Source organism: Streptomyces sp. DS1-CR2, from assembly GCF_055760475.1.
Map to the genome: position 1 here is coordinate 1,661,938 of NZ_CM147085.1, position 20,976 is coordinate 1,682,913.

Here is a 20,976-nt window from a genome sequence, read left to right on the forward strand (position 1 = left end):
GCCGGGCTTCGCTCCCCCGTCCCTCTTGAACTGGAGGCTACTGAGCGGTAATTGTTGCTGACAGGCAGTCTAAGGAACCGTCGCGCCGGCGTCGGGGACAGGGAGCGACATGGCCACAGAGGTGTCCTTCAGCATCGAAACCCCCGATGGCCCCCGCGAGGTGACCGTCGCGTACGAACGCGTGGGCACCGGGGAGCCCCTGCTTCTCCTGCACGGGATCGGCCACCACTGGCAGGCCTGGGCCCCCGTGATCCCGGTCCTGGCCGCCGAACGCGACGTGATCGCCATCGACCTGCCGGGCTTCGGCGCCTCTCCCGCGCTGCCCGACGGCGTCTCCTACGACCTGCCGACGGTGGCGGCGACGCTGGGCTCGCTCTGCGCGGCCCTCGGCATCGAGCGGCCGCACGTGGCGGGCAACTCCCTGGGCGGTCTGCTGGCCCTGGAGCTCGGCCGCGAGAAGCTCGTACGGTCGGTCACCGCGCTGTCGCCCGGCGGGTTCTGGTCGCAGGCCGAGCTCCGTTACGCGTTCTGCACGCTGCGCGCGATGCGGCAGGGGGCGCGGGTGCTGCCCGTTCCGGCGATCGAGCGGCTGTCCCGGTCGGCCGCGGGCCGGGCGGCCCTGACGAGCACCATCTACGCCCGCCCCGGCCGCCGTTCACCCGATGCGGTCGTCGCGGAGACCCTGGCCCTGCGCCACGCCCCCGGGTTCGCGCAGACGCTCGCCGCGGGCCTGGAGGTGCAGTTCACGGACGACGTGCCGGACATCCCGGTGACCGTCGCCTGGGGCACCCGCGACCGCCTGCTGCTGCGCCGCCAGGGCATCCGGGCCAAGCACGCCGTTCCCGGAGCCCGCCTCGTGCGGCTGCCCGGCTGCGGTCACGTCCCCATGAGCGACGACCCGGCGCTCGTCTCCCGCGTCATCCTGGACACCAGCCGCTGACCGCGCGCCCAACATGCCGGAGCCCAGGGCCACTCCGGCGCCGACGAGCGCGCTGCCCACGGCCTGCGCGGCGCCGTACGTCCCGGTGCCGACGAGTGGCGCGGTGCACGCCGCCGCCACGGGGATGAGGCCGGAGAACAGGGTGGCGCGCTCGGTGCCGATGCGCTGCATGCCGATGTACCAGCACACGGAGCCGATCACTGTCACGACGGCGGCCTGCCACAGCAGTGCGCCCTGACGCCAGGGAGAGCGGCGGCCCGGATTAAGGTCCACGTTCATGACGCCATCGGGGACCAATTCGCGTGCCGCAGAAGGTGGCGGCCAACCATCCTCCGCCGCCTGGGAGTTACTGCTTCCTCTCGCATCGGCGCCCGCACGCGCGCGTGGCCGCGGTCTCCAGGCCGCGCTGCGGGACGCCGTCAGGTCGGGGCGGCTCGCGCCCGGGACACGGATGCCGTCGAGCCGCGATCTCGCGGCGGATCTGGGCGTCTCGCGCGGGCTGATCACCGAGGCGTACGAGCAGTTGACCGCCGAGGGGTATCTGCGCAGCGGGCGCGGGGCGGGTACGTGGGTGGGCGGGGCGGTGCGTGCCGCGGCGGCGGCCGGTGTGCGGGACCTGGCGCTCCGTCCGCCGGGCACGCGCGCCGACTTCGTGGCCGGCAGTCCCGATCTGTCGCTGTTCCCGCGGGCCGCGTGGGCGGCGGCGCTGCGCGGCGTGCTGGCCGAACTGCCGCACCACATGCTGGGCTACCCGGATCCGCGGGGCATCCCCCGGCTGCGTACCGCGCTGGCCGAACTCCTCGCGCGGCGGCGGGGCGTGGTCGCCGATCCGGAGCGGATCATCGTCTGCTCCGGGGTGGCACAGGCGGTGACATTGCTGGGTTTCGTGGTGCACGCGCGCGGGGAGCGGTCCGTGGGCGTCGAGGACCCGGGGAGCCCCGATCTCGGTTCGCTGTTCGCCTCGGCCGGTGTCGGCACGACTCCGCTGCCCCTGGACGGCGAAGGGCCGGCCCTCGGGCCGCTGCGGGACGCGGGGGTGCGCTCCGCGGTGACCACGCCGTCCCACCCACGCGCGCGTGGGCGGCGGCGTGGGCATGTGAGGCGACGCAGCGCGCCGGGTTCCCCGACCCCCAGGGGCAGTTGTTCACTTGGGGTTCGCGTGTGCGCCGTGGTGAGCCCGTAGGTGTGGCTTCGCCGCGGCGCCCCCGCAGTGGTGGCACCGCACTGTCGGAACCCGTTTCTGGAGGCGTATTCATGTCACACCGTCCGCCGAGTTCTCTGCCCGGCCGCCGCGGGGTGCTGCGCGGCTCGCTCGCCGCTTCGGCCGCCCTGGCGCTGCCCGCCGTGGGCTCGGCCGCAGCCCCGGCCTTCGCGCTGTCGGGTCGCCCGAAGGCGGCGTGGGGTGTCCAGGCAGGGGACCTCGGCGCGCACTCGGGGCTGATCTGGACGCGCTCCGACCGGCCCGCCCGCATGATCGTGGAGACCTCCGCGACGGAGTCGTTCCGCCGGTCCACCAGGTGGCACGGGCCGCTGATCGGCGCGGGCACGGACTTCACGGGAACCACCCGCCTGCGCGGCCTGCCGCCGGGCGAGCAGATCCACTACCGCGTGGTGCTCGCCGACCCCGACGACCCCCGCCGCACGGGCGAACCCGTCACCGGCACCTTCCGCACCACCCCCGTGGGCCGCCGCGACGGGGTGCGCTTCCTGTGGTCGGGCGACATCGCGGGCCAGGGCTGGGGCATCAACCCGGACATCGGCGGCTACCGCGTGTACGAGGACATGCGCGCCCTGGACCCGGACTTCTTCCTGTGCAGCGGCGACAACATCTACGCCGACGGCCCGATCCTGCCCAGCGTCACGCTGCCGGACGGCCGTGTGTGGCGGAACGTCACGACCGAGGAGAAGTCCAAGGTCGCCGAGACGCTGGCCGAGTTCCGCGGCGCGTTCCGCTACAACCTCCTCGACGAGAACCTGCGCCGCTTCAACGCGCAGGTGCCCACGATCACGCAGTGGGACGACCACGAGGTGCACAACAACTGGTACCCGGGCCAGATCCTGGACGACGCCCGCTACACGGAGAAGGACACGAACGTCCTCGCCGCGCGCTCCCTGAGGGCGTTCAGCGAGTACTTCCCCGTGTCCACCCTGCCCCCGGGCGACGACGAGGGGCGCGTGTACCGGGTCCTGCGGCACGGCCCTCTGCTCGATGTGTTCGTGCTCGACATGCGCTCGTACCGCAACGCCAACTCCCCGGGCCGGCAGCCCGACGACGCGACCGGGATCCTCGGCGCGCGGCAGCTGGCCTGGCTGAAGCGCGAGCTGTCGCGGTCGCGGGCCGTCTGGAAGGTGATCGCCTCCGACATGCCGCTCGGCCTGGTCGTGGCCGACGGCAAGGTGAACTTCGAGGCCGTCGCCCAGGGCGATCCGGGAGCGCCGCTCGGCCGCGAGCTGCAGATCGCGGAGCTGCTGCGCCACATCAAGCACGACCGGATCACGGGCACGCTGTGGCTCACGGCGGACGTGCACTACACGTCGGCGCAGCACTACGACCCCTCGCGCGCCGCGTTCCAGGACTTCGAGCCGTTCTGGGAGTTCGTCTCGGGTCCGCTGGCGGCGGGCGGTTTCCAGGCGGTGAAGCTGGACGCCACCTTCGGCCCGGAGCAGAGCTTCATCAAGGCGCCGGGCCGGGCCAACACCTCGCCGATGGAGACCCCGCAGTACTTCGGCGAGGTCGACATCGACGGCGGCAGCGGCGAGCTGACGGTACGGCTGCGGCAGGAGGGCGGCGACGTGCTGTTCTCGAAGGTGCTTCAGCCGGGGCGGGTAGGACAGGAGTGAACTAAAGCGACATAAGCAGTCTTTACCCATCGGTCACAAAGCGTTCGTGATCACGCAACACCGTTCCTTCACAGTGGCTGCATGAGTCCAGACATGTCTGATGTGACGCGAACCAGGAACGGCCGCCCCGTCCACCACTGGCGGCGCGACGTCGTCGAGCTCGCCGCCCTGTTCACGGCCGTGGCCGTCGCGGACGCCGTGGCGAACCTCGTCGGTCACGGCCCGGGCGGCCCCGCGCTGCTCGCCATCTCGGCGGTCGCGCTCCTCGCCACGGCCGGATTCCACACATGGTGGGCACGCCGCCACAACCACGCACCCCCGGCAGGCGATACCGACGCCCGGCGGCTCCCCACGGAGCGCGCCGGGCTGTCGGAACGGCCCGACACAGAGGTCCCCGCGGGCGCCGGCCAGCAGACCACGAACGAGGCCACGGCCACCGCGCTGTGGCGCATGCGGACGACGGTCCGTGACGAGCCGGGGTCGCTCGCGGCGCTGTGCACGGCGCTCGCCTCGCTGCAGGTCGACATCCTGAGCCTCCAGACGCATCCGCTGGGCGAGGGCACCGCGGACGAGTTCCTGCTGCGCGCGCCGCAGGACCTGCCCGCCGCCGGACTCACCCGGGTCGTGTCCCAAGCCGGCGGCTCCGGCACCTGGATCGAGCGGGCCGACGCCCACGACCTCGTGGACGCGCCCACCCGCATCCTCGGTCTCGCCACGCGCACGGCCCTGGACGCGGCTGAACTCCCGCTCGCCCTGCGCCAGTTGCTCGGCCGGTGCACCATCAGGTCGCTCCCGGCCACGACCATGAGCGGCCGAAGGCCCGAGAGCGCTCCCGTGGAGGGGGCACTCGAAGGGACCGTGATTCGGCTCCGGGCCCCGGAAGGCGGCGTGATCACCGTGGAGCGGCCGTATCTGCCGTTCACGCCCACCGAGTTCGCGCGCGCCCGCGCCCTGGTCGAGCTCGACGCGCGGCTCGGCCCGCGCATCCCGCGCAGCCAGGACGTCCTGACGCTCCCCGAGGGCAAAGCGATCACCGTGCGCCGGGCCGACTCGAACGACGTGGAGGCGGCCAAGGCCATGCAGGAGCGCTGCTCCCGCGCGACCCTGAGCAAGCGCTACCACGGGCCCGTCGGCAACGCGGACCGCTACCTCAACCACCTGCTCAGCCCCCGCTTCGGCCGCACGCTCGCCGCGCAGACCGCGTCGGGCCGCATCGTCGCCCTCGGGCATCTGCTGTGGGACGGCGACGAGACGGAGATCGCGCTGCTCGTCGAGGACGACTGGCAGCGCCGCGGCATCGGCACCGAGCTGCTCGGCCGCCTGGTCGCGATGGCGATCGAGGCGGGCTGCGAGAGCGTGTACGCCGTCACGCAGGCGTCCAACACCGGGATGGTCGCCGCGATGCGCGGCCTCGGACTGCCCCTCGACTACCAGATCGAGGAGGGCACGCTGGTGATCACGGCGCGCTTGGAGGCGACTCCGGTCAGGTCGCAGCTGCCGTACGAGGGGCCCCGCGCGGCGTACGAGCAGGCCGACCGGCACTGAGGACCGGGCCGGCCGGGACCGGCTCCGCGCGAGCCGGCCCGGACCAGTCCCCTCCTGCGTCTGTCCGGCCCGGACCGATCCCCTCCTGCTTCTCTCCGGCCCGGACCGATCCCCTCCTGCGTCTGTCCGGCCCGGACCGGTCCCCTCCTGCGTCTCTCCGGTCCGGGCAAGCGCCTCTACGTCACTCCGGCACCCGCAGGCGCGCCTCGGCCGCACGCCCCGTGACAGCGCCCGGCTCCCCCAATGCCTGGTCCAGGTCCGCCCACAGGTCCTCGACGTCCTCCAGTCCCACCGAAAGCCGCAGCAGCCGGTCGCTCACGCCCGCCGACCTGCGGTCGCCGGCGTCGACGATGCGGTGGCTGATGGACGCCGGGTGCTGGATGAGCGAGTCGACGCTGCCGAGGCTGACGGCGGGCGTGACCAGGCGGACCGTACGGATCACCTCGTGCGGGTCGCCCACGGTCTCGAAGGCGACCATCGCGCCGCCGATCCGCGGATAGTGCACGCGCGCGATACGCGGGTCCCCGGACAGGCGCGCCGCCAGTTCGGCCGCCGTCGCCGACGCCGCCCGCACGCGCACCGGCAGCGTCGCGAGGCCGCGCAGGAGCAGATAGCCGGCGAGCGGATGCAGCACGCCGCCCGTCGCGAACCGCACCTGGCGCAGCTGCCGGGCGAACGCCTCGTCGCAGGCCACGACCCCGCCCATGACGTCACCGTGCCCGCCGAGGAACTTGGTCGCGCTGTGCAGCACCAGCCGCGCGCCGTGCTCGACGGGCCGCTGGAGCACCGGCGTGGCGAAGGTGTTGTCGGCGAGGAGCGGCACCGTTCCGCACGAGTGGGCCACGGCCCGCAGATCGAGCTCGGCGAGCGTCGGATTGGCGGGTGACTCCACCATCACGAGCCCGGTGTCGGGCCGGATCGCGTCCGCGATGCCCGCCGGGTCCACCCAGGTCACCTCCGTGCCGAGCGCCCCCGCAGTGAGGAGGTGGTCGCTGCATCCGTACAGCGGCCGGACGGCGACGACATGGCGCAGCCCGGCGCCGTTGCGTACGAGCAGCACCGCGGTCAGGGCCGCCATGCCGCTCGCGAAGGCGACCGCGCTCTCGGTCCCTTCGAGCCGGGCGAGCGCGGTCTCGAAGCGGCCGACGGTCGGGTTGCCGAGCCGGGCGTACACCGGCGGGCCCTCGTCGACGACGCCGTCCGCCGCGAACGCGTCGATGCGGGCGGCCTCGCCGCGGCTGTCGTACGACGGGTAGGTGGTGGACAGGTCGATGGGCGGGGCGTGCAGACCGAGTCCCGCGAGGTCGTCGCGGCCGGCGTGCACGGCTTCGGTGGCCAGGGCGCGCCGGTGGGCGGGGCCCGGGCGCATCCCTGCGTACAGGTCGTTGTCCATGGACGGCAGCCTGAACAACGGCCGGGGTTCTTAGGACAGATCCCGTGCTACGTTCGGCCGATGGCCGATTCCGTCGTACTTGATCCGGTTGATCTGCACCTACTGCGCCTCCTCCAGAACGATGCCCGCATCACCTACCGGGACCTCGCCGCGCAGGTCGGCGTCGCGCCGTCCACGTGCCTCGACCGCGTGACCCGGCTGCGCCGGTCCGGCGTGATCCTCGGGCATCAGCTGCGCCTCGACCCGGCGAAGCTGGGCCGCGGGCTCCAGGCGCTGCTCTCGGTGCAGGTGCGGCCGCACCGGCGCGAGCTGGTCGGCCCGTTCGTGGAGCGGATCCGGACGCTGCCGGAAGCGCGGTCGGTCTTCCATCTGACGGGCCCCGACGACTACTTGGTGCATGTCGCCGTGCGTGACACCGCCGACCTCCAGCGTCTGGTACTCGACGAGTTCACGGCGCACCGCGAGGTGGCGCGCGTCGAGACACGGCTGATCTTCCAGCAGTGGGAGTGCGGCCCGCTGCTGCCCCCGTCCGCCGACGCCGTCGGTGAATCTTGATGACGCGGCCCCCCACCCCGTACGACGATGGCGGCATGTCAGATTCGTCAGCCACAGCAGCAGCCGTCACCGGACCGCTCCCGCGCGAAGTCGCCGACGCCTACGTCGACGAGCTCATCGCCCTCGACCCCGTCACCGGTACCTACCTCGGCGTGCCCGAGAGCCACAGCAAGCTGCCCGACCTCTCACCCGCCGGTCAGGAGGCCCTCGCCGATCTCGCGCGGGCGACCCTCGCGCGGCTCGACGAGGCCGAGCGCAGGCCCGGGGCCGACAGCGCGGCCGAGCGCCGCTGCGGCCGGCTCCTGCGGGAGCGGCTCACGGCCGAACTCGCCGTGCACGACGCCGAGGAGAACCTGCGGGCCGTCACCAATCTGGGCGGGCCGGTGCACAACGTGCGGGAGGTCTTCACCCTCACGCCGACCGCGACGGACGCGGACTGGGCGGCCGTCGCGGAGCGGCTGCGCGCCGTGCCCGGGGCGCTCGCCGGGTACCGCGAGACGCTGTCGCTGGGCCTGGAGAAGAAGCTCCACGGCGGACCGCGGCCGACCGCCACGTTCATCGAGCAGCTCACCGAGTGGGCGGGCGAAGGGCACGGCTGGTTCGAGGACTTCACCGTGGACGGACCCGACGCGCTGCGCGCCGAGCTCGACGAGGCCGGCAGCGCCGCGACGGCCGCGGTGGTCGAGCTGCGCAACTGGATGCGCGACGTGTACGCGCCCGCGATCGAGGGCTCGCCCGACACGGTGGGCCGCGAGCGGTACGCCCGCTGGTCGCGCTACTACAACGGCACGGACCTCGACCTCGACGAGGCGTACGCGTACGGCTGGGCGGAGTACCACCGCCTGCTCGGCGAGATGAGGACCGAGGCGGAGAAGATCCTTCCCGGCGCCGCGACGCCGTGGGTGGCGCTCGCGCACCTCGACGAGCACGGCACGCACATCGAGGGTGTGGAGGAGGTGCAGCGCTGGCTCCAGAGCGTGATGGACGAGGCGATCGAGGCCCTCGACGGCACCCACTTCGAACTCGCGGAGCGGGTACGGAAGGTGGAGTCCAGAATCGCCCCGGCGGGCAGCGCCGCGGCGCCCTACTACACGGCGCCGTCCGAGGACTTCACGCGGCCGGGGCGCACCTGGCTGCCGACGATGGGCCAGACCCGGTTCCCCGTCTACGACCTGGTCTCCACCTGGTACCACGAGGGCGTGCCCGGCCACCATCTCCAGCTCGCGCAGTGGACGCACGTCGCGGACAGCCTCTCCCGCTACCAGGCGAGCGTCGGCATGGTGAGCGCCAACGCCGAGGGGTGGGCCCTGTACGCGGAGCGCCTGATGGACGAACTGGGCTTCCTCACGGACGCCGAGCGGCGGCTCGGGTATCTGGACGCGCAGATGATGCGCGCGGCCCGCGTCATCGTCGACATCGGCATGCATCTGGAGCTGGAGATCCCGGCGGACTCGCCGTTCCACCCGGGCGAGCGGTGGACGCCCGGCCTCGCGCAGGAGTTCTTCGGCGCGCACAGCAGCCGGCCCGCGGACTTCGTGGAGAGCGAGCTGACCCGCTATCTGTCCATTCCCGGGCAGGCCATCGGCTACAAGCTGGGCGAGCGCGCGTGGCTGCTCGGCCGCGCCAACGCGCAGGCGAGGCACGGGGAGGCGTTCGACGCGAAGGCCTGGCACATGGCGGCTCTCTCGCAGGGATCGCTGGGCCTCGACGACCTGGTGGACGAGCTGTCCCAGCTGTAACTCGACTGCGGGCGGCGGCACTTGGCGGCTGCCGCCCGCACATCCACGTTCCCGGTGCTCGCTCAGCAGCCGCAGTCGTCCGAGTCCACCGGCGCCGTCAGCGGGTCGGCGTCGCTCTGCGCGGGCCCCTCCCACGTCTCGTACGCGAAGCCCTCCCGCGCCCAGTACTCGAAGCCGCCGAGCATCTCCTTGACCTGGAAGCCGAGTTCGGCGAGGGCGAGAGCCGCGCGCGTGGCTCCGTTGCAGCCCGGGCCCCAGCAGTACGTGACGACGGGCACGGACTTGTCGAGGAGCTGTTCGGCCTGCTCGGCGATGAGCGCGGTGGGCAGGTGGACGGCGCCGGGTACGTGCCCCTGGTCCCACGAGACGGTGGAGCGGGTGTCGATGACGAAGAAGCCCGGGTCCCCGCCCGCGGTGAGCGCCGAGGCGACGTCGGACACGTCGGCGTGGAAGGCGAGGCTCGCGCCGAAGTAGGCGGCGGCCGCGGCGGGGGACGCCGGGGGCACACGGAGCACGGCGTTCGGGGTGACGGTGGTGGTCGCGGTCATGATGTCGGCCTCCCTGGCGGATCGCTGCGGGCCGCACGACGGTGCCGCCCTCGACCAGAAATCTACGGTCCGTGGCGATCTTCCTGAAGTGATGATCCCCGGCATCCCTCTTGATCTGCCGGGGATGTCCCTGCTATTCCTGCCGCATGACCGGTGAATCCCCGTACACCCCCGACGCCACCGACTGGCGCATCCTCGACGTCCTCCAGCGCGAGGGCCGGGCGAGTTACGCCGAGCTCGCACGGGCCGTCTCCATGTCCGCGAGCGCCGTCACCGAGCGAGTGAAGCGCCTCGAGGAGGCCGGGGTGATCGCGGGGTACGCGGCGGTGGTCGTCCCCGAGCGGATCGGCCTGCCCATCCTGGCGTTCGTACGGCTGCGCTATCCGAACGGGCACTACAAGCCGTTCCACGACCTCGTCGAGGTGACGCCGGAGATCCTTGAGGCGCACCACGTGACCGGCGACGACTGCTTCGTCATCAAGGTCGCGGCGCGCTCGATGAAGCACCTGGAGGAGGTTTCCGGCAGGATCGGCGCGCTCGGCTCGGTGACGACCAGCGTGGTCTACTCGTCCCCGCTCCCCCGGCGCCCGCTCGGCCACTGACCCGCCGCCGGGCAGCCACGGCCGGGCTCAGGTCCGCTGCCGTACGACCGACCCCGACCGCCCCTTCACGATCTCCAGCTGCGCGTGCACCCGGCGCCGCAGGTCGGCGACGTGGCTGACGATGCCGACGCTGCGGTCCCGCTCGCGCAGGGAGTCCAGGACGTCGAGCACCTCGTCCAGGGTCTGGTCGTCGAGGCTGCCGAAGCCCTCGTCGATGAAGAGTGTGTCGAGGCGCACGCCGCCCGCCTCGTCCGTGACGACGTCCGCGAGGCCGAGGGCGAGGGCCAGCGACACGAAGAACGTCTCGCCGCCGGAGAGTGTCGCGGTGTCCCGTTCGCGCCCCGTCCAGGCGTCGACGACATGCAGGCCGAGGCCCGAACGGCCGCGCCCCGAACGGCCGTCGGAGTGCACGAGCGTGTAGCGGCCCGACGACATGCGGGCCAGCCGCGCGGTCGCGGCGGCCGCGACCTGTTCGAGCCGGGCCGCGAGCACATAGGACTCCAGGCGCATCTTGCGCTCGTTGTCCGCGGACGTCCCGGCGGCGAGGCCTGCCATGCGCGCCACGCGGTCGTACGCGGCGCGCAGCGGTGCGAGCCGTCGCACGGCCGTGGCGCAGCGGGCCGAGAGCCGGTCGATCTCGGTGCAGCGGCGAGCCGCGTCGTCGCGCGCGGAGGCCGCCTCGCGCACCCGTCGGTCGGCCGCCTCGGCGGCATGCCGCGCCGCGGCCACATCGGCGGGCGCCAGCCGGGCCGCTGCCGCAGTTTCGTGCTCGGCGAGTACGGCGCGCACCGCGGCCTCCTCGGACTGGCGGGCGTCGAGCCGGTGTTGCAGCTGCCGATGCTGGGCGTCGTCCAGGAGGGCGGCGCCGGCGGCCTCCGGCGTGTCGAACCCGGCGCGGAACGCCGCGTCGGCGAGTCGCGCGTCGGCGTCCTTGAGCCGCTTGGCACAGTCGTCGGCGTCGCGGGCTGCGTCCGCGGCGGCCGTGAGCTGCGCCGCGAGGCGCTCCAGCTGTGCGGCGCGCGCGCCGACACTGGCCTCCGTCCCGCGTGCCTGCGCCAACTCGCGCTCCAGGACGCCCTGTTCGCGGTCGACGCTTTCGCGCAGGGTGGCGCGGGCGACGGCGCGACGTGCGGCTTCCTGCTGCGCGGCGAGTCTGCGGTCGTGCTCGCCCTCGGCCTGACCGAGGGCCTCACGCGCGGCGTGCAGCCCGGAGGCGAGGCCGCGCGCCTCGGCGTGTCGCGCGCGCAACTCGTCGGCCGCATCGGCGAGTTCCAGGGCGGATGCCTCTCCGGCGGCGGCCGTCGCGGCGGCCAGTGACTCGCGCACTGCGGCGAGCCGGCTCTCCTGCGCGGTGCGCGCGTCGTCCGCGCGGCGGTACGCGGCGAGGGCGGACTCCTCGGCGTCGCGGCCCACGTGCTCCGCGGTCTTGCGCATGGGGTCGGGGTGGTCGGTGGACCCGCACACCGCGCAGCTCTCGCCGGGGACGAGCTGCGCGGCCAGCTCGGCCGCGATCCCGTTCAGCCGCTGTTCCTTGAGGCCGAGCCAGTGTTCATGGGCGGCCGCGGCGTCCTCACGGGCGCGCAGGGTGCGGGTCCGGGCGTCGGCGGCCTCGCCGGTGAGCCGGTCGCGGCGCCGGGCGGACTCCAGCTTCTGCTGCGCGGGCTCCAGCTGACCCGCCAGGTGCTCGGCGCGCGTCGCGGCGTCCTGCGCGGACTCGACGGCGTCCTGGAGCGCGGCCCGGGCGCTGTCCCAGCCGTCGAGCCAGCTCGCCGCGTCCTGGAGCAGCTCGTCGTCGGCGCGCTCCTCGCGGTCGAGTCCGTGGCGCTGCCCGGCGAGTTCCGTCAGGCGCAGCTCGGCGCGCCGGGCGGACTCCAGGCCGCCCAGCTCCTCGGCCGACTTCCGCGCGGCGGTGGCGAGGCCCGCCGCGCCGGCGCCGTCGTACGACTCGGGCAGCGCGGCACGCGCGCGTGTGTCCTCGCTCGTGGCCCTGCGGTGTTCGGTTTCCGCGGCCTCGCGCAGCGCGAGTGCGGGGGCGACGGCCTCGGCCTTGCGGCCCCACGCCATGCGCTCCTGGACCCGCCGGTGCTCGTCTGCCCGCTCGTCGAGCCGAGCGGCCCGCTCCCGCGCCTCCTCGAACCGCCGCTGCAGCCGCTGCACTTCCTGTACGGCGGCCAGGTCGCGCTGCGCCTCGGTGCGGGCCGCGTCGGCGGCGGTCAGCGCGAGGTGCAGGGCGGTGAGCCGCTCGCGAGCGGTGGAGCGGGCGACGGCGGCCCAGGTGAGGACGGAGTCGGCGAGCCCGGGGTCGCCGGGCGCGGCGTCGGTGGCGGGCAGTTCGACTATGTTCCCCGCGGCCTGCTGCATACGGTGGGCGTCGGCGAGCAACTCGGCGTCCGCCGCGCGCACTTCGCTCTCGGCGGCGCGGCGCCGCTCTGCGAGCCGCTGCTCGGCCGCGGCGAAGCGCCGGGTGTCGAAGAGCCGGCCGAGGAGCTTGCCGCGGGCCTCGGCATCGGCCCGCAGGAACCGCGCGAAGTCCCCCTGCGGCAGCAGGACGACCTGGCAGAACTGTTCCTTGCTCATGCCGAGGAGCTGGCTGATCTCCTCGCCGATCTCCTGGTGGGAGCGGCTGAGGTCCTTCCAGGTGCCGGCCGTGGCGTCGTACTCGCGCAGCCGGCTCTGGGCCTTGTCCGTCGTGGTGCCCGTGCCGCGCTTCTTGGGGCGCTCCCACGGAGGCTGCCGGGTCAGCTCCAGGCGGCGGCCCGCGACGGTGAGGTCGAGGGCGACCTCGGTGCGCGTGCCGGGTGCGGCGTGGTCGCTGCGCAGGGACGTGCCCTGGCCGCTGCCCTGCCGGGCGCCGGGCACCGAGCCGTACAGGGCGTAGCAGACGGCGTCGAGGACGGAGGTCTTCCCGGCGCCCGTCGGGCCGTGGAGCAGGAAGAGGCCCGCCGATGACAGGTCGTCGAAGTCGACTTCCTGGCTTGCGCCGAAGGGTCCGAAGGCGGTGATCCGCAGCCGGTGGAGCCTCATCGGGCGACCTCGCGCCGGGTGTCGTCGATGCGTACGGCGTCGAGCGCCTCCCGCAGGACGGCGCGCTCGCGTTCGTCGGGTCCGGCGCCGCGCACGTGGGAAACGAAGTCCTCCGCGATCTGCTGGTCGTCGCGCCCCTTGAGCCGCTGCGCGTACGAGATGTCGGGGTCCTCGGGGGCGCGCTGCGGGTCGAAGGCGAGGCTGAGGGTGTGCGGGAACCGCTCGGTGAGGCGGGCCATGGGGTCGTCGGGCCTGACCGGGTCGGTGAGGGTGGCCTCGACCCACGCCTCCTCGTGCGTGGCGAGGTCCGGACGCGCGAGCAGGTCCGCGAGGTCCCCGCGGATCCGGGCGAGCGGCCTGGGGACGGGGCAGTCGACGCGCTCGGCGGCCGCGAAGCCGCCCGCGTCCAGGTCGACGAGCCACATGCTCTTGCGGTGGTCGGCCTCGGAGAAGGAGTACGGGAGCGGCGAGCCGGAGTAGCGCACGCGCTCGGAGATGACCTGGCTGCCGTGCAGATGGCCGAGCGCCACATAGTCGACGCCGTCGAAGACGCCGGAGGGGACGGCGGCGACTCCGCCGACAGTGATGTCGCGCTCGCTGTCGCTGGCCTCGCCGCCGGTGACGAAGGCGTGCGCGAGGACGACGGACCGGGTGCCTGCCGGGCGCTCGGCGAGATCGGCCCGCACCCGGTCCATGGCGGCGGTCAGGACGGCCTCGTGGCCCGGCTTCGACACCGCGAACTCGTCCTTCACCAGCGCCGGTTCGAGATAGGGCAGTCCGTAGAAGGCCACGTCACCCGTGGCGTCCGGGATCAGGACGGGGGTCGCGCAGGCGCCGGGGTCGGTGCGCAGGTGGATGCCGGCGCGGCCGATGAGCCCGGCGCCGACGCCGAGGCGGCGCGCCGAGTCATGGTTCCCGGAGATCATCACCGTGGGGATGCCCTGCTCGGCGAGGCGGTGCAGGGCGTCGTCGAACAGCTCGACCGCGGCGAGAGGCGGCACCGCGCGGTCGTACACGTCGCCCGACACGACCACCGCGTCGACGTCGCGCTCACGGACGGTCGCGATGAGGTGACCGATGAACTCGGCCTGGGCGCCGAGCATGTTCACCCGGTGGAACGCCCGGCCGAGATGCCAGTCGGAAGTGTGCAGCAGCCTCATGATCCCCGAGACTAACGGGCGGGTCGGACATCACGGGCGGCTACTCGCGTACCGGTACCTGCTGCGCCGCGCACGCGTCCCGCCCGCCGGTGCCGGTCACGCGTCCCCGTACGCCTCTCCCCCCAGCTCGAACTCCGCGGTGCCGGCGGTGACATCGGCGAGCCACGCGCGGAACGCGTTCACGTCGGCGTCCGGCAGACCGATCTCGATCGTGACCGCTTCCCCGTAATGGACGTCACGCACCTCACGTCCTGTGGACCGCAGATCGTTCTGCACCTTGCCGGCGCGCTGGTGGTCGACGGTGACGGTGGCGAGCCGGAAGCGGCGGCGGGTGAGGGTGCCCAGTGCGTCGAGCGCCTCGCCGACCGCTCCTCCGTAGGCGCGGATGAGGCCGCCCGCGCCGAGCTTCACGCCTCCGTAGTAGCGGGTCACGACGGCGACGACGTACCGCATCTCGCGGCGCGTGAGCATCTGGAGCATGGGGACGCCCGCCGTGCCGCCCGGTTCGCCGTCGTCGCTCGCCTTCTGCACGGAGGCGTCGGCGCCGATGACGTACGCGTAGCAGTTGTGGGACGCGGTGGGGTGCTCCTTGCGGATGCGCGCCACGAAGTCCTGGGCCTCGCGCTCGGTGGCCGCGGGCGCGAGCGCGCACAGGAACCGGGAGCGGTTGATCTCGGTCTCGTGCACGCCCTCACGGGCCACGGTGCGGTACTCGTCCTGCATCCGGCCAGCGTATGCCGCGTGCCGGGGTTCGCTCGCCCCCGCCCGTCGCCCGGGTCACGCGGTGGTGAATACTCGCTCGTCGTCGCAGCGTCGCGGGGCGTTCTGTCCTGCGGCTTCCTGCGCGGATGCACCCCCGGGTCCGTACTGGCACGACAGAAAGCAGTTCCGCCCATGACCGGCACGCAGGCCGAACGCGCCGAAAGCACGGCCGTCCGGCCGCCGTCCCCACGATGGCGGTCCTGGCTCCTCGAAGGTCTGAGCGAGACGACGGCCCGGCATCCGGGACCGCACGGCACACCGCCGGCCGAGCACAAGGGCCACACCTGGTGGCGGGTGATGTGCCTGACGGGCGTGGACTACTTCTCGACCCTGGGGTACCAGCCGGGCATCGCCGCCCTCGCTGCGGGACTGCTCTCCCCGCTGGCCACCCTGGTCCTGATCGCGCTCACGCTCGGCGGCGCGCTGCCGGTCTACCGCCGCGTCGCCAAGGAGTCCCCGAACGGCGAGGGTTCCATCGCGATGCTGGAACGGCTCCTTCCGTGGTGGGCGGGGAAGCTGTTCGTCCTTGTGCTGCTCGGGTTCGCCGCCACGGACTTCATGATCACGATCACGCTGTCGGCGGCGGACGCCGCGGCGCACGTCGTCGAGAACCCCTTCGCGCCCGCCGCGCTCGACGGCGCGAACACCTGGATCACGCTGTTCCTGGTGGCGGGCCTCGGCGCGGTGTTCCTCAAGGGATTCCGTGAGGCGATACGGGTGGCGGTCGTGCTCGTCGCCCTATATCTCATGCTGAACGTCGTCGTCCTCATATCCGCCGCGTGGCACGTCCTCACCGAGCCGGTGAAGGTCGGAAACTGGTGGGACGCCATGACCGCCGCGCACTCCTCGCCCGCCGCGATGATCGGCGTGGCGCTCCTCGTCTTCCCGAAGCTGGCGCTCGGCATGTCCGGCTTCGAGACGGGCGTCGCCGTGATGCCTCAGGTACGCGGCGACGCCACGGACACGTACGAGCGGCCCGCGGGACGGGTGCGGGACACCCGTAAGCTGCTCACCACCGCCGCGCTGATCATGAGCGGTTTTCTGCTGCTCTCCAGCCTCGCGACGACCATCCTCATCCCCCAGTCCGCGTATCAGAGCGGCGGCCCGGCCAACGGCCGCGCCCTCGCGTTCCTCGCGCACCAGTACCTGGGCGAGGGCTTCGGCACGGTGTACGACGTCTCCACCATCGCCATCCTGTGGTTCGCCGGCGCCTCCGCACTCGCGGGGCTCCTCAACCTCGTGCCGCGCTATCTGCCGCGCTACGGCATGGCCCCGGAGTGGACGCGCGCCGTCCGCCCGCTGGTGCTCCTGTTCATGGCGATCGCGGTCTTCATCACGCTCTGGTTCAACGCGAACGTCGACGACCAGAGCGGCGCGTACGCGACCGGTGTCCTGGTCCTGATGCTGTCGGCGTCGTTCGCGTCGACGGTCGCGGTGCGCTCGCGCGGGCGCCGGGCCGCGACCATCGGCTTCGGGGCGATCACCGCCGTGTTCGGGTACACGCTCGTCACGAACGTCATCGAGCGGCCCGACGGAATCAAGATCGCCCTCCTCTTCATCGTCGGGATCCTCCTCACCTCGTTCGCGTCGCGCGTGCACCGCGCGTTCGAACTGCGGGCGGGCGACGTCACGTTCGACGCGACGGCGGCGCGGATCATCGACGAGGCCGCGAGCCACGGCCCGCTGCGGATCATCGCGAACGAGCCCGACGAGCACTCAAAGGCCGAGTACCGCGCCAAGGAGTACAGCCAGCGCGAGCAGACCCACATCCCGGACGGGCGGCCCGTCCTGTTCCTGGAGGTCTTCGTCCACGACTCGTCGGACTTCACCGCGCCGGTGGAGGTCCGTGGCGACGAGAAGCACGGCGTACGCCGCCTGCGCGTCCGGGGCGCGGGCGTGCCGAACACCATCGCGGCCGTCCTGATGAGCCTGCGGACCCGCACGGGCGAGGTGCCGCACGCGTACTTCAACTGGACCGAGGGCCACCCCGTCAGCCATCTGCTGCGCTTCCTGGTGTTCGGCGACGGCGAGGTCGCGCCGGTCACCCGCGAGGTGCTGCGCCGCGCCGAGCCCGACCCCGCCCTGCGGCCCCGCGTCCACGTGGGCTGAGACTGAGCCGGGCGATGGGCGTCTTCGTCCTCCTGCCGCTGGTGCTGCCGCTGACGGCACGACCCGTGGCGCGCCTGGCCGAGCAGCATCTCCACCCGCGCACCGCGACCCGTCTCCTGGACGGCCGTCACAGGAGTGATGGCCTCGTCCGGCGGGAATCCCGCAGGGCACCGCCCTGTTGACCACGGACAACGCCCGTCGACACCAGGAGGCAGCGCATGTACGGCGATCAGGAGACGGTCCGCAGGATCCTCACGGAGCTCGGTGACACCTGGGCGGTCGTGGGCCTCTCGTCGAACAGGGCGCGCGCCGCGTACGGCGTCGCCGAGGTCCTCCAGCGCTTCGGCAAGCGCGTCGTCCCGGTCCACCCGAAGGCGGAGACGGTCCACGGCGAGCAGGGCTACACGTCCCTCGACGAGATCCCGTTCAAGGTCGACGTGGTCGACGTCTTCGTCAACTCCCACCTCGCGGGCCAGGTGGCCGACGAGGCCCGCGCGATCGGCGCGGAAGCGGTCTGGTTCCAGCTCGGCGTGATCGACGAGGCGGCGTACGACCGCACGCGCGAGGCGGGCCTCGCCATGGTCATGGACACATGCCCGGCGATCGAGATCCCGCGCCTGGCCTGAAGCGCTCCAGCCTGAGCGTCCCCGTCCTCACATGCACGCGATCGGCTCGATCGCCCCCGGCCACCGCTCCACAACGCTCCCGGTGCGTACATACGCGTCCGCCTTGTCGGCGGCGAGCCACAGTTGGCGTCGGCCGTCGCGGTATCCGGTGTCCGTGGCCCCGTCGGGCAGCTCCGTCTTCGGCGCGTACGAGGAGTGCAGGAGTTCACGGGGCAGCGTGTGCTCGGGGTCCCGCAGGTACTGGTGGTCGCCGAGGTGGAGGAACTCCGCCGACTGCCAGTCGCAGTGCTCGGGGCCGGCCGTGCTGAAGATCTCGGACGCGGGGGCCGGTCGCCCCGCGCGGTCCGCCCACACCTGGATGTCGAGGTGCGCGCGGTCCCGGCGGGCGAATTCGGACGGATCGCACTGCGCATACGTCTCCAGACCCCAACCCGGCCTGCGCGGCAGATCCTTGGCGACGATCACGGCCACGCGGGTGCGGCTGCCGACGTCGTACGAGTACAGGACGCGGCGGCCCGCCTCGCGCTCGACGCGATAGCCGCGGCGCGGCAGGGACCGGGAGAATTCGTCGGCCACGAGCGCGCTCAGGGCCTGGTCCGGCGAGTCCGCGCCGTCCGACGCGCCCCAGCCGTCGTCCCCGCCGCCGCCCTGGTACGGCTTGCCCGCGCATTCGAGGGCGAGGACGGAGGCGCCCCCGCCCTGGACGTCGTCCTCGTCACCGTCGATGTCGGGCGCCTTCGCCTTGAGCGGCCCGCGGTAGGGGGCGGCCGGCGAGGATCCGGTCACCACCAGGTCCTCGGGGACCGGCGTGCCCGCATCGCAGGCCGCCACGGACACCAGCGACACCAACGCCGCCACCAGCACGGCCGCCGTCCGGATTCTCATTCCTCGCCCCACCCGCTTCCGAGCCCCTGCCCCGCGCCGCTGCACGGAGCCGCTCCTCAGACGCGGCGGCCGCCGGGTTCGTTCACCGGCGGGCGGATCAGTTCACGCCGAGCCCTTCGAGGACGACCGCGCCGGGCAGGTCGAGGAACGCCTTGCCGGGCACGATGAGCTTGCCGCGGCGCGTTCCGCTGCCGATCAGGACGTGCGGCCGGTCGACGACCGCCGCGTCCACGAGGAGCGGCCAGTCGGCGGGCAGCCCGATCGGGGTGATGCCGCCGTACTCCATGCCGGTGGCCCCGGTGGCCGTCTCCATCGGGCGAACGACGCCTTACGGGCGCCCAGTTGACGCCGTACGACGCCATTGACGTCGACCCGGGTGCCGGAGAGGACCAGGCAGGCGGCGAGCGTCGTCTCACCGCCGCGCTTGCCCGCGACGACGACGCAGTTCGCGGAGTCCTGGAGCAGCTCGGGGCCGTAGTGCTCGACGAACGTGGCCGTGTCCGCCCACTCGGGCTCGGTGTCGACGTGGATCAGCTGCTCCGCCGGGACCGTGCCGTGCCAGTTGCGTACGGCGTCGGCCACCGGATCCGTGAGCAGGTCGAGCGCTTCGGGAGCGGGGCGGACACGGTCGAAATTTCCGATGGGTGCGCGCATGCCGGCACGCTAACAGCCGTCCGGGGCGGGTGAGTCGGGCGCCTCAGCGTACGAGCGGCACCGATACGGCCATGGTCATCTCCATCGCCTCGGCGCCGTCGTTGCGGTACGTGTGCGAGGAGTCGGCCTCGAACGAGACGCTGGATCCGGCGGGCACGCGGTACTCGGTGCCGTCCACGACCAGGGTCAGCTCCCCGGCCGTCACATGGAGCAGCTCGACGGTGCCCGCGGGGTGGGGGTCGGAGCCGCTGCCGTCGCCCGGCTCCAGGCGCCAGTCCCACATCTCCAGGGGGCCGGGGGCCTCGGTCCCGGCGAGCAGGCGGTTGTAGCTGCCGCCTTCCGTGCTCCACAGGCGCACGGCCTGCTCGGGCGGGACGATGCGGACCTTCGGGCCCTGTTCGTAGTCGAGCAGGGTGGTGATGCTGATGCCGAGCGCGTCACCGATCTTGACGACGGTGCCGATGCTGGGGTTGGTGCGGGCCTGCTCGATCTGGATGAGCATGCCGCGGCTGACTCCGGCGCGGGTGGCGAGACCGTCCAGGGTGAAGCCCCGCTCGGTGCGCCAGCGCTTGACGTTACGGCCGAGGGACTGGGTCAGCAGATCGAGGTCCGACACATTCCGTCCAATATTCTGGATGACAGAGTTCAATTCATTGAACTAACGTGTGGTGCAACAAAGCATTCACCGATGTTCACCACACTGTACTGCGAGGCAGACCATGACAGCACTCTTCGCCCTGGCCACCAGCCTCATGTGGGGCCTGGCCGACTTCGGCGGAGGGCTCCTCACCCGGCGAACGCCCGCGCTCACGGTCGTGGTGGTCTCACAGGGCATCGCCGTCGCGGTGCTCGGCGCGATCGTGGCCGCGACCGGCGCCTGGAGCGAAGCGGGTCCGCAGCTGTGGTTCGCGGTCGCGGCCGGTCTCGTCGGCCCGGTCGCCATGCTCGCCTTCTACAAGGCCCTCGCCCTCGGCCCGATGGGCGTCGTCTCGCCGCTCGGCTCGCTGGGCGTCACCGTCCCCGTGGCTGTCGGCCTGGTGCTCGGGGAGCGTCCGGGGCTGCTCCAGTTCGCGGGCATCGGCGTGGCCGTCGCAGGGGTGATCCTGGCCGGCGGTCCGCAGTTCAGGGGCGCGCCCGTGCAGCGCCAGGCCGTCCTGCTCACGCTGCTCGCGGCGTTCGGCTTCGGCGCGGTGATGGCCCTGATCGCGGAGGCCTCGACCACCGTGACGGGACTCTTCCTGGCGCTCTTCGTGCAGCGGGTGACGAATGTGGCGGCGGGCAGCACGGCCCTGTACGTGTCCGTGCGGCGCGGCGGCCGGGCGCTTCCCGAGTACGGCGGGATGAAGGTCGTCCGGTCGGCACTCCCGGCGCTGGCGTTCGTGGGCCTCGCCGACGTGGCGGCCAACGGCACGTACGCGATGGCCGCGCAGCAGGGCCCGGTCACCGTGGCCGCCGTGCTCGCCTCGCTCTACCCCGTGGTGACGGCGCTGGCCGCGCGCGGTTTCCTCGGCGAGCGGCTGCGCGGGGTACAGGCCGCGGGGGCGGGCCTCGCGCTGGTGGGCACGGTGCTGCTGGCGACGGGTTAGGGCCCGA

16 protein-coding genes and 4 pseudogenes are annotated in these 20,976 nt (G+C 73.1%); 11 read left to right on the forward strand and 9 right to left on the reverse strand.

All coding sequences use genetic code 11. The features are described 5' to 3' along the window. The first annotated feature begins 109 nt into the window (after positions 1 to 109). Positions 110 to 940, forward strand: a complete 831-nt coding sequence (locus ACY0PA_RS08300) for an alpha/beta fold hydrolase (RefSeq protein ID WP_473084057.1) — start codon at positions 110 to 112, stop codon at positions 938 to 940. An 84-nt stretch (positions 941 to 1,024) separates the two neighbouring features. Here the strand turns inward: ACY0PA_RS08300 and ACY0PA_RS08305 are convergent. Beyond that, positions 1,025 to 1,219, reverse strand: a pseudogene (locus tag ACY0PA_RS08305) (EamA family transporter); the annotation flags it as partial. Between ACY0PA_RS08305 and ACY0PA_RS08310 the strand changes: the two are divergent. The 3 genes and pseudogenes from ACY0PA_RS08310 to ACY0PA_RS08320 form a co-directional block, all read left to right on the forward strand. Next, a pseudogene (locus ACY0PA_RS08310) lies at positions 1,218 to 2,006 on the forward strand (aminotransferase class I/II-fold pyridoxal phosphate-dependent enzyme); the annotation flags it as partial. The pseudogenes ACY0PA_RS08305 and ACY0PA_RS08310 overlap by 2 nt on opposite strands. 188 nt (positions 2,007 to 2,194) lie before the next feature. After that, positions 2,195 to 3,781 carry an alkaline phosphatase D family protein gene (locus ACY0PA_RS08315; RefSeq protein WP_473084058.1) on the forward strand — a complete coding sequence of 529 codons (1,587 nt, stop codon included), beginning with the start codon at positions 2,195 to 2,197 and terminating at the stop codon, positions 3,779 to 3,781. 93 nt (positions 3,782 to 3,874) lie between these two features. Continuing rightward, positions 3,875 to 5,326 carry a GNAT family N-acetyltransferase gene (locus ACY0PA_RS08320; protein WP_473084059.1) on the forward strand — a complete coding sequence of 484 codons (1,452 nt, stop codon included), beginning with the start codon at positions 3,875 to 3,877 and terminating at the stop codon, positions 5,324 to 5,326. 181 nt (positions 5,327 to 5,507) lie between these two features. Here ACY0PA_RS08320 and ACY0PA_RS08325 read toward each other — a convergent pair whose 3' ends face one another. Continuing rightward, positions 5,508 to 6,719 carry a trans-sulfuration enzyme family protein gene (locus ACY0PA_RS08325; RefSeq protein WP_473084060.1) on the reverse strand — a complete coding sequence of 404 codons (1,212 nt, stop codon included), beginning with the start codon at positions 6,717 to 6,719 and terminating at the stop codon, positions 5,508 to 5,510. 60 nt (positions 6,720 to 6,779) lie between these two features. Between ACY0PA_RS08325 and ACY0PA_RS08330 the strand changes: the two genes are divergently transcribed. Both ACY0PA_RS08330 and ACY0PA_RS08335 read left to right on the forward strand, forming a co-directional pair. Beyond that, a complete protein-coding gene (locus ACY0PA_RS08330; RefSeq protein ID WP_473084061.1) occupies positions 6,780 to 7,274 on the forward strand; it encodes an Lrp/AsnC family transcriptional regulator in 495 nt (164 codons plus the stop codon). A gap of 35 nt (positions 7,275 to 7,309) precedes the next feature. Continuing rightward, positions 7,310 to 9,013 carry a DUF885 domain-containing protein gene (locus tag ACY0PA_RS08335; RefSeq protein WP_473084062.1) on the forward strand — a complete coding sequence of 568 codons (1,704 nt, stop codon included), beginning with the start codon at positions 7,310 to 7,312 and terminating at the stop codon, positions 9,011 to 9,013. Positions 9,014 to 9,075: 62 nt separating this feature from the next. Here the strand turns inward: ACY0PA_RS08335 and ACY0PA_RS08340 are convergent, their stop codons facing one another. Continuing rightward, positions 9,076 to 9,561 (reverse strand): rhodanese-like domain-containing protein, encoded by a 486-nt coding sequence (locus ACY0PA_RS08340; RefSeq protein WP_473084063.1) that lies wholly within the window; start codon positions 9,559 to 9,561, stop codon positions 9,076 to 9,078. A gap of 146 nt (positions 9,562 to 9,707) precedes the next feature. On the opposite strand from ACY0PA_RS08340, the gene ACY0PA_RS08345 reads away from it, so the two are divergent. Beyond that, positions 9,708 to 10,163 (forward strand): Lrp/AsnC family transcriptional regulator, encoded by a 456-nt coding sequence (locus ACY0PA_RS08345; RefSeq protein ID WP_116500112.1) that lies wholly within the window; start codon positions 9,708 to 9,710, stop codon positions 10,161 to 10,163. 27 nt (positions 10,164 to 10,190) lie between these two features. On the opposite strand, the gene ACY0PA_RS08350 is transcribed toward ACY0PA_RS08345, so the two are convergent. The 3 genes from ACY0PA_RS08350 to ACY0PA_RS08360 form a co-directional block, all read right to left on the reverse strand. Next, positions 10,191 to 13,187, reverse strand: a complete 2,997-nt coding sequence (locus tag ACY0PA_RS08350; protein WP_473084064.1) for an AAA family ATPase — start codon at positions 13,185 to 13,187, stop codon at positions 10,191 to 10,193. Then, positions 13,184 to 14,347, reverse strand: coding sequence for an exonuclease SbcCD subunit D (locus tag ACY0PA_RS08355; protein WP_473084065.1), 1,164 nt, complete (start codon positions 14,345 to 14,347; stop codon positions 13,184 to 13,186). The genes ACY0PA_RS08350 and ACY0PA_RS08355 overlap by 4 nt, the downstream gene beginning before the upstream one ends. Positions 14,348 to 14,443: 96 nt before the next feature. Continuing rightward, positions 14,444 to 15,070, reverse strand: coding sequence for a YigZ family protein (locus tag ACY0PA_RS08360; protein WP_473084066.1), 627 nt, complete (start codon positions 15,068 to 15,070; stop codon positions 14,444 to 14,446). Between the two features lie 171 nt (positions 15,071 to 15,241). On the opposite strand from ACY0PA_RS08360, the gene ACY0PA_RS08365 reads away from it, so the two are divergent. The 3 genes and pseudogenes from ACY0PA_RS08365 to ACY0PA_RS08375 all read left to right on the forward strand — a co-directional run bounded on the left by ACY0PA_RS08365 (position 15,242) and on the right by ACY0PA_RS08375 (position 17,844). Beyond that, a complete protein-coding gene (locus tag ACY0PA_RS08365) occupies positions 15,242 to 17,218 on the forward strand; it encodes an APC family permease (protein ID WP_473084067.1) in 1,977 nt (658 codons plus the stop codon). Between the two features lie 14 nt (positions 17,219 to 17,232). After that, a pseudogene (locus tag ACY0PA_RS08370) lies at positions 17,233 to 17,343 on the forward strand (M56 family peptidase); the annotation flags it as partial. A 93-nt stretch (positions 17,344 to 17,436) separates the two neighbouring features. After that, positions 17,437 to 17,844, forward strand: coding sequence for a CoA-binding protein (locus ACY0PA_RS08375; RefSeq protein WP_473084068.1), 408 nt, complete (start codon positions 17,437 to 17,439; stop codon positions 17,842 to 17,844). Positions 17,845 to 17,871: 27 nt separating this feature from the next. Here the strand turns inward: ACY0PA_RS08375 and ACY0PA_RS08380 are convergent, their stop codons facing one another. From ACY0PA_RS08380 to ACY0PA_RS08390, 3 genes and pseudogenes are all read right to left on the reverse strand, one after another. Further along, on the reverse strand, positions 17,872 to 18,729 hold the full coding sequence (locus ACY0PA_RS08380) for a hypothetical protein (RefSeq protein ID WP_473084069.1): 858 nt from the start codon (positions 18,727 to 18,729) through the stop codon (positions 17,872 to 17,874). A gap of 97 nt (positions 18,730 to 18,826) precedes the next feature. Then, a pseudogene (locus ACY0PA_RS08385) lies at positions 18,827 to 19,383 on the reverse strand (YbaK/EbsC family protein). Positions 19,384 to 19,426: 43 nt separating this feature from the next. After that, the gene (locus ACY0PA_RS08390) at positions 19,427 to 19,999 is read right to left on the reverse strand and encodes a helix-turn-helix domain-containing protein (protein WP_473084070.1); all 573 of its coding nucleotides are present in this window, start codon (positions 19,997 to 19,999) and stop codon (positions 19,427 to 19,429) included. Positions 20,000 to 20,102: 103 nt separating this feature from the next. Here ACY0PA_RS08390 and ACY0PA_RS08395 point away from each other — a divergent pair, with 103 nt between their 5' ends. Next, the gene (locus tag ACY0PA_RS08395) at positions 20,103 to 20,969 is read left to right on the forward strand and encodes an EamA family transporter (protein WP_473084071.1); all 867 of its coding nucleotides are present in this window, start codon (positions 20,103 to 20,105) and stop codon (positions 20,967 to 20,969) included. The last annotated feature ends 7 nt before the right edge of the window (positions 20,970 to 20,976 follow it).

Bases quoted from the DNA above. Each gene is read 5' to 3' on its own strand.
- ACY0PA_RS08300 (WP_473084057.1), top strand. From the start codon at position 110: ATGGCCACAGAGGTGTCCTTCAGCATCGAAACCCCCGATGGCCCCCGC.
- ACY0PA_RS08315 (WP_473084058.1), top strand. From the start codon at position 2,195: ATGTCACACCGTCCGCCGAGTTCTCTGCCCGGCCGCCGCGGGGTGCTG.
- ACY0PA_RS08320 (WP_473084059.1), top strand. From the start codon at position 3,875: ATGTCTGATGTGACGCGAACCAGGAACGGCCGCCCCGTCCACCACTGG.
- ACY0PA_RS08325 (WP_473084060.1), bottom strand. From the start codon at position 6,719: ATGGACAACGACCTGTACGCAGGGATGCGCCCGGGCCCCGCCCACCGG.
- ACY0PA_RS08330 (WP_473084061.1), top strand. From the start codon at position 6,780: ATGGCCGATTCCGTCGTACTTGATCCGGTTGATCTGCACCTACTGCGC.
- ACY0PA_RS08335 (WP_473084062.1), top strand. From the start codon at position 7,310: ATGTCAGATTCGTCAGCCACAGCAGCAGCCGTCACCGGACCGCTCCCG.
- ACY0PA_RS08340 (WP_473084063.1), bottom strand. From the start codon at position 9,561: ATGACCGCGACCACCACCGTCACCCCGAACGCCGTGCTCCGTGTGCCC.
- ACY0PA_RS08345 (WP_116500112.1), top strand. From the start codon at position 9,708: ATGACCGGTGAATCCCCGTACACCCCCGACGCCACCGACTGGCGCATC.
- ACY0PA_RS08350 (WP_473084064.1), bottom strand. From the start codon at position 13,187: ATGAGGCTCCACCGGCTGCGGATCACCGCCTTCGGACCCTTCGGCGCA.
- ACY0PA_RS08355 (WP_473084065.1), bottom strand. From the start codon at position 14,347: ATGAGGCTGCTGCACACTTCCGACTGGCATCTCGGCCGGGCGTTCCAC.
- ACY0PA_RS08360 (WP_473084066.1), bottom strand. From the start codon at position 15,070: ATGCAGGACGAGTACCGCACCGTGGCCCGTGAGGGCGTGCACGAGACC.
- ACY0PA_RS08365 (WP_473084067.1), top strand. From the start codon at position 15,242: ATGACCGGCACGCAGGCCGAACGCGCCGAAAGCACGGCCGTCCGGCCG.
- ACY0PA_RS08375 (WP_473084068.1), top strand. From the start codon at position 17,437: ATGTACGGCGATCAGGAGACGGTCCGCAGGATCCTCACGGAGCTCGGT.
- ACY0PA_RS08380 (WP_473084069.1), bottom strand. From the start codon at position 18,729: ATGAGAATCCGGACGGCGGCCGTGCTGGTGGCGGCGTTGGTGTCGCTG.
- ACY0PA_RS08395 (WP_473084071.1), top strand. From the start codon at position 20,103: ATGACAGCACTCTTCGCCCTGGCCACCAGCCTCATGTGGGGCCTGGCC.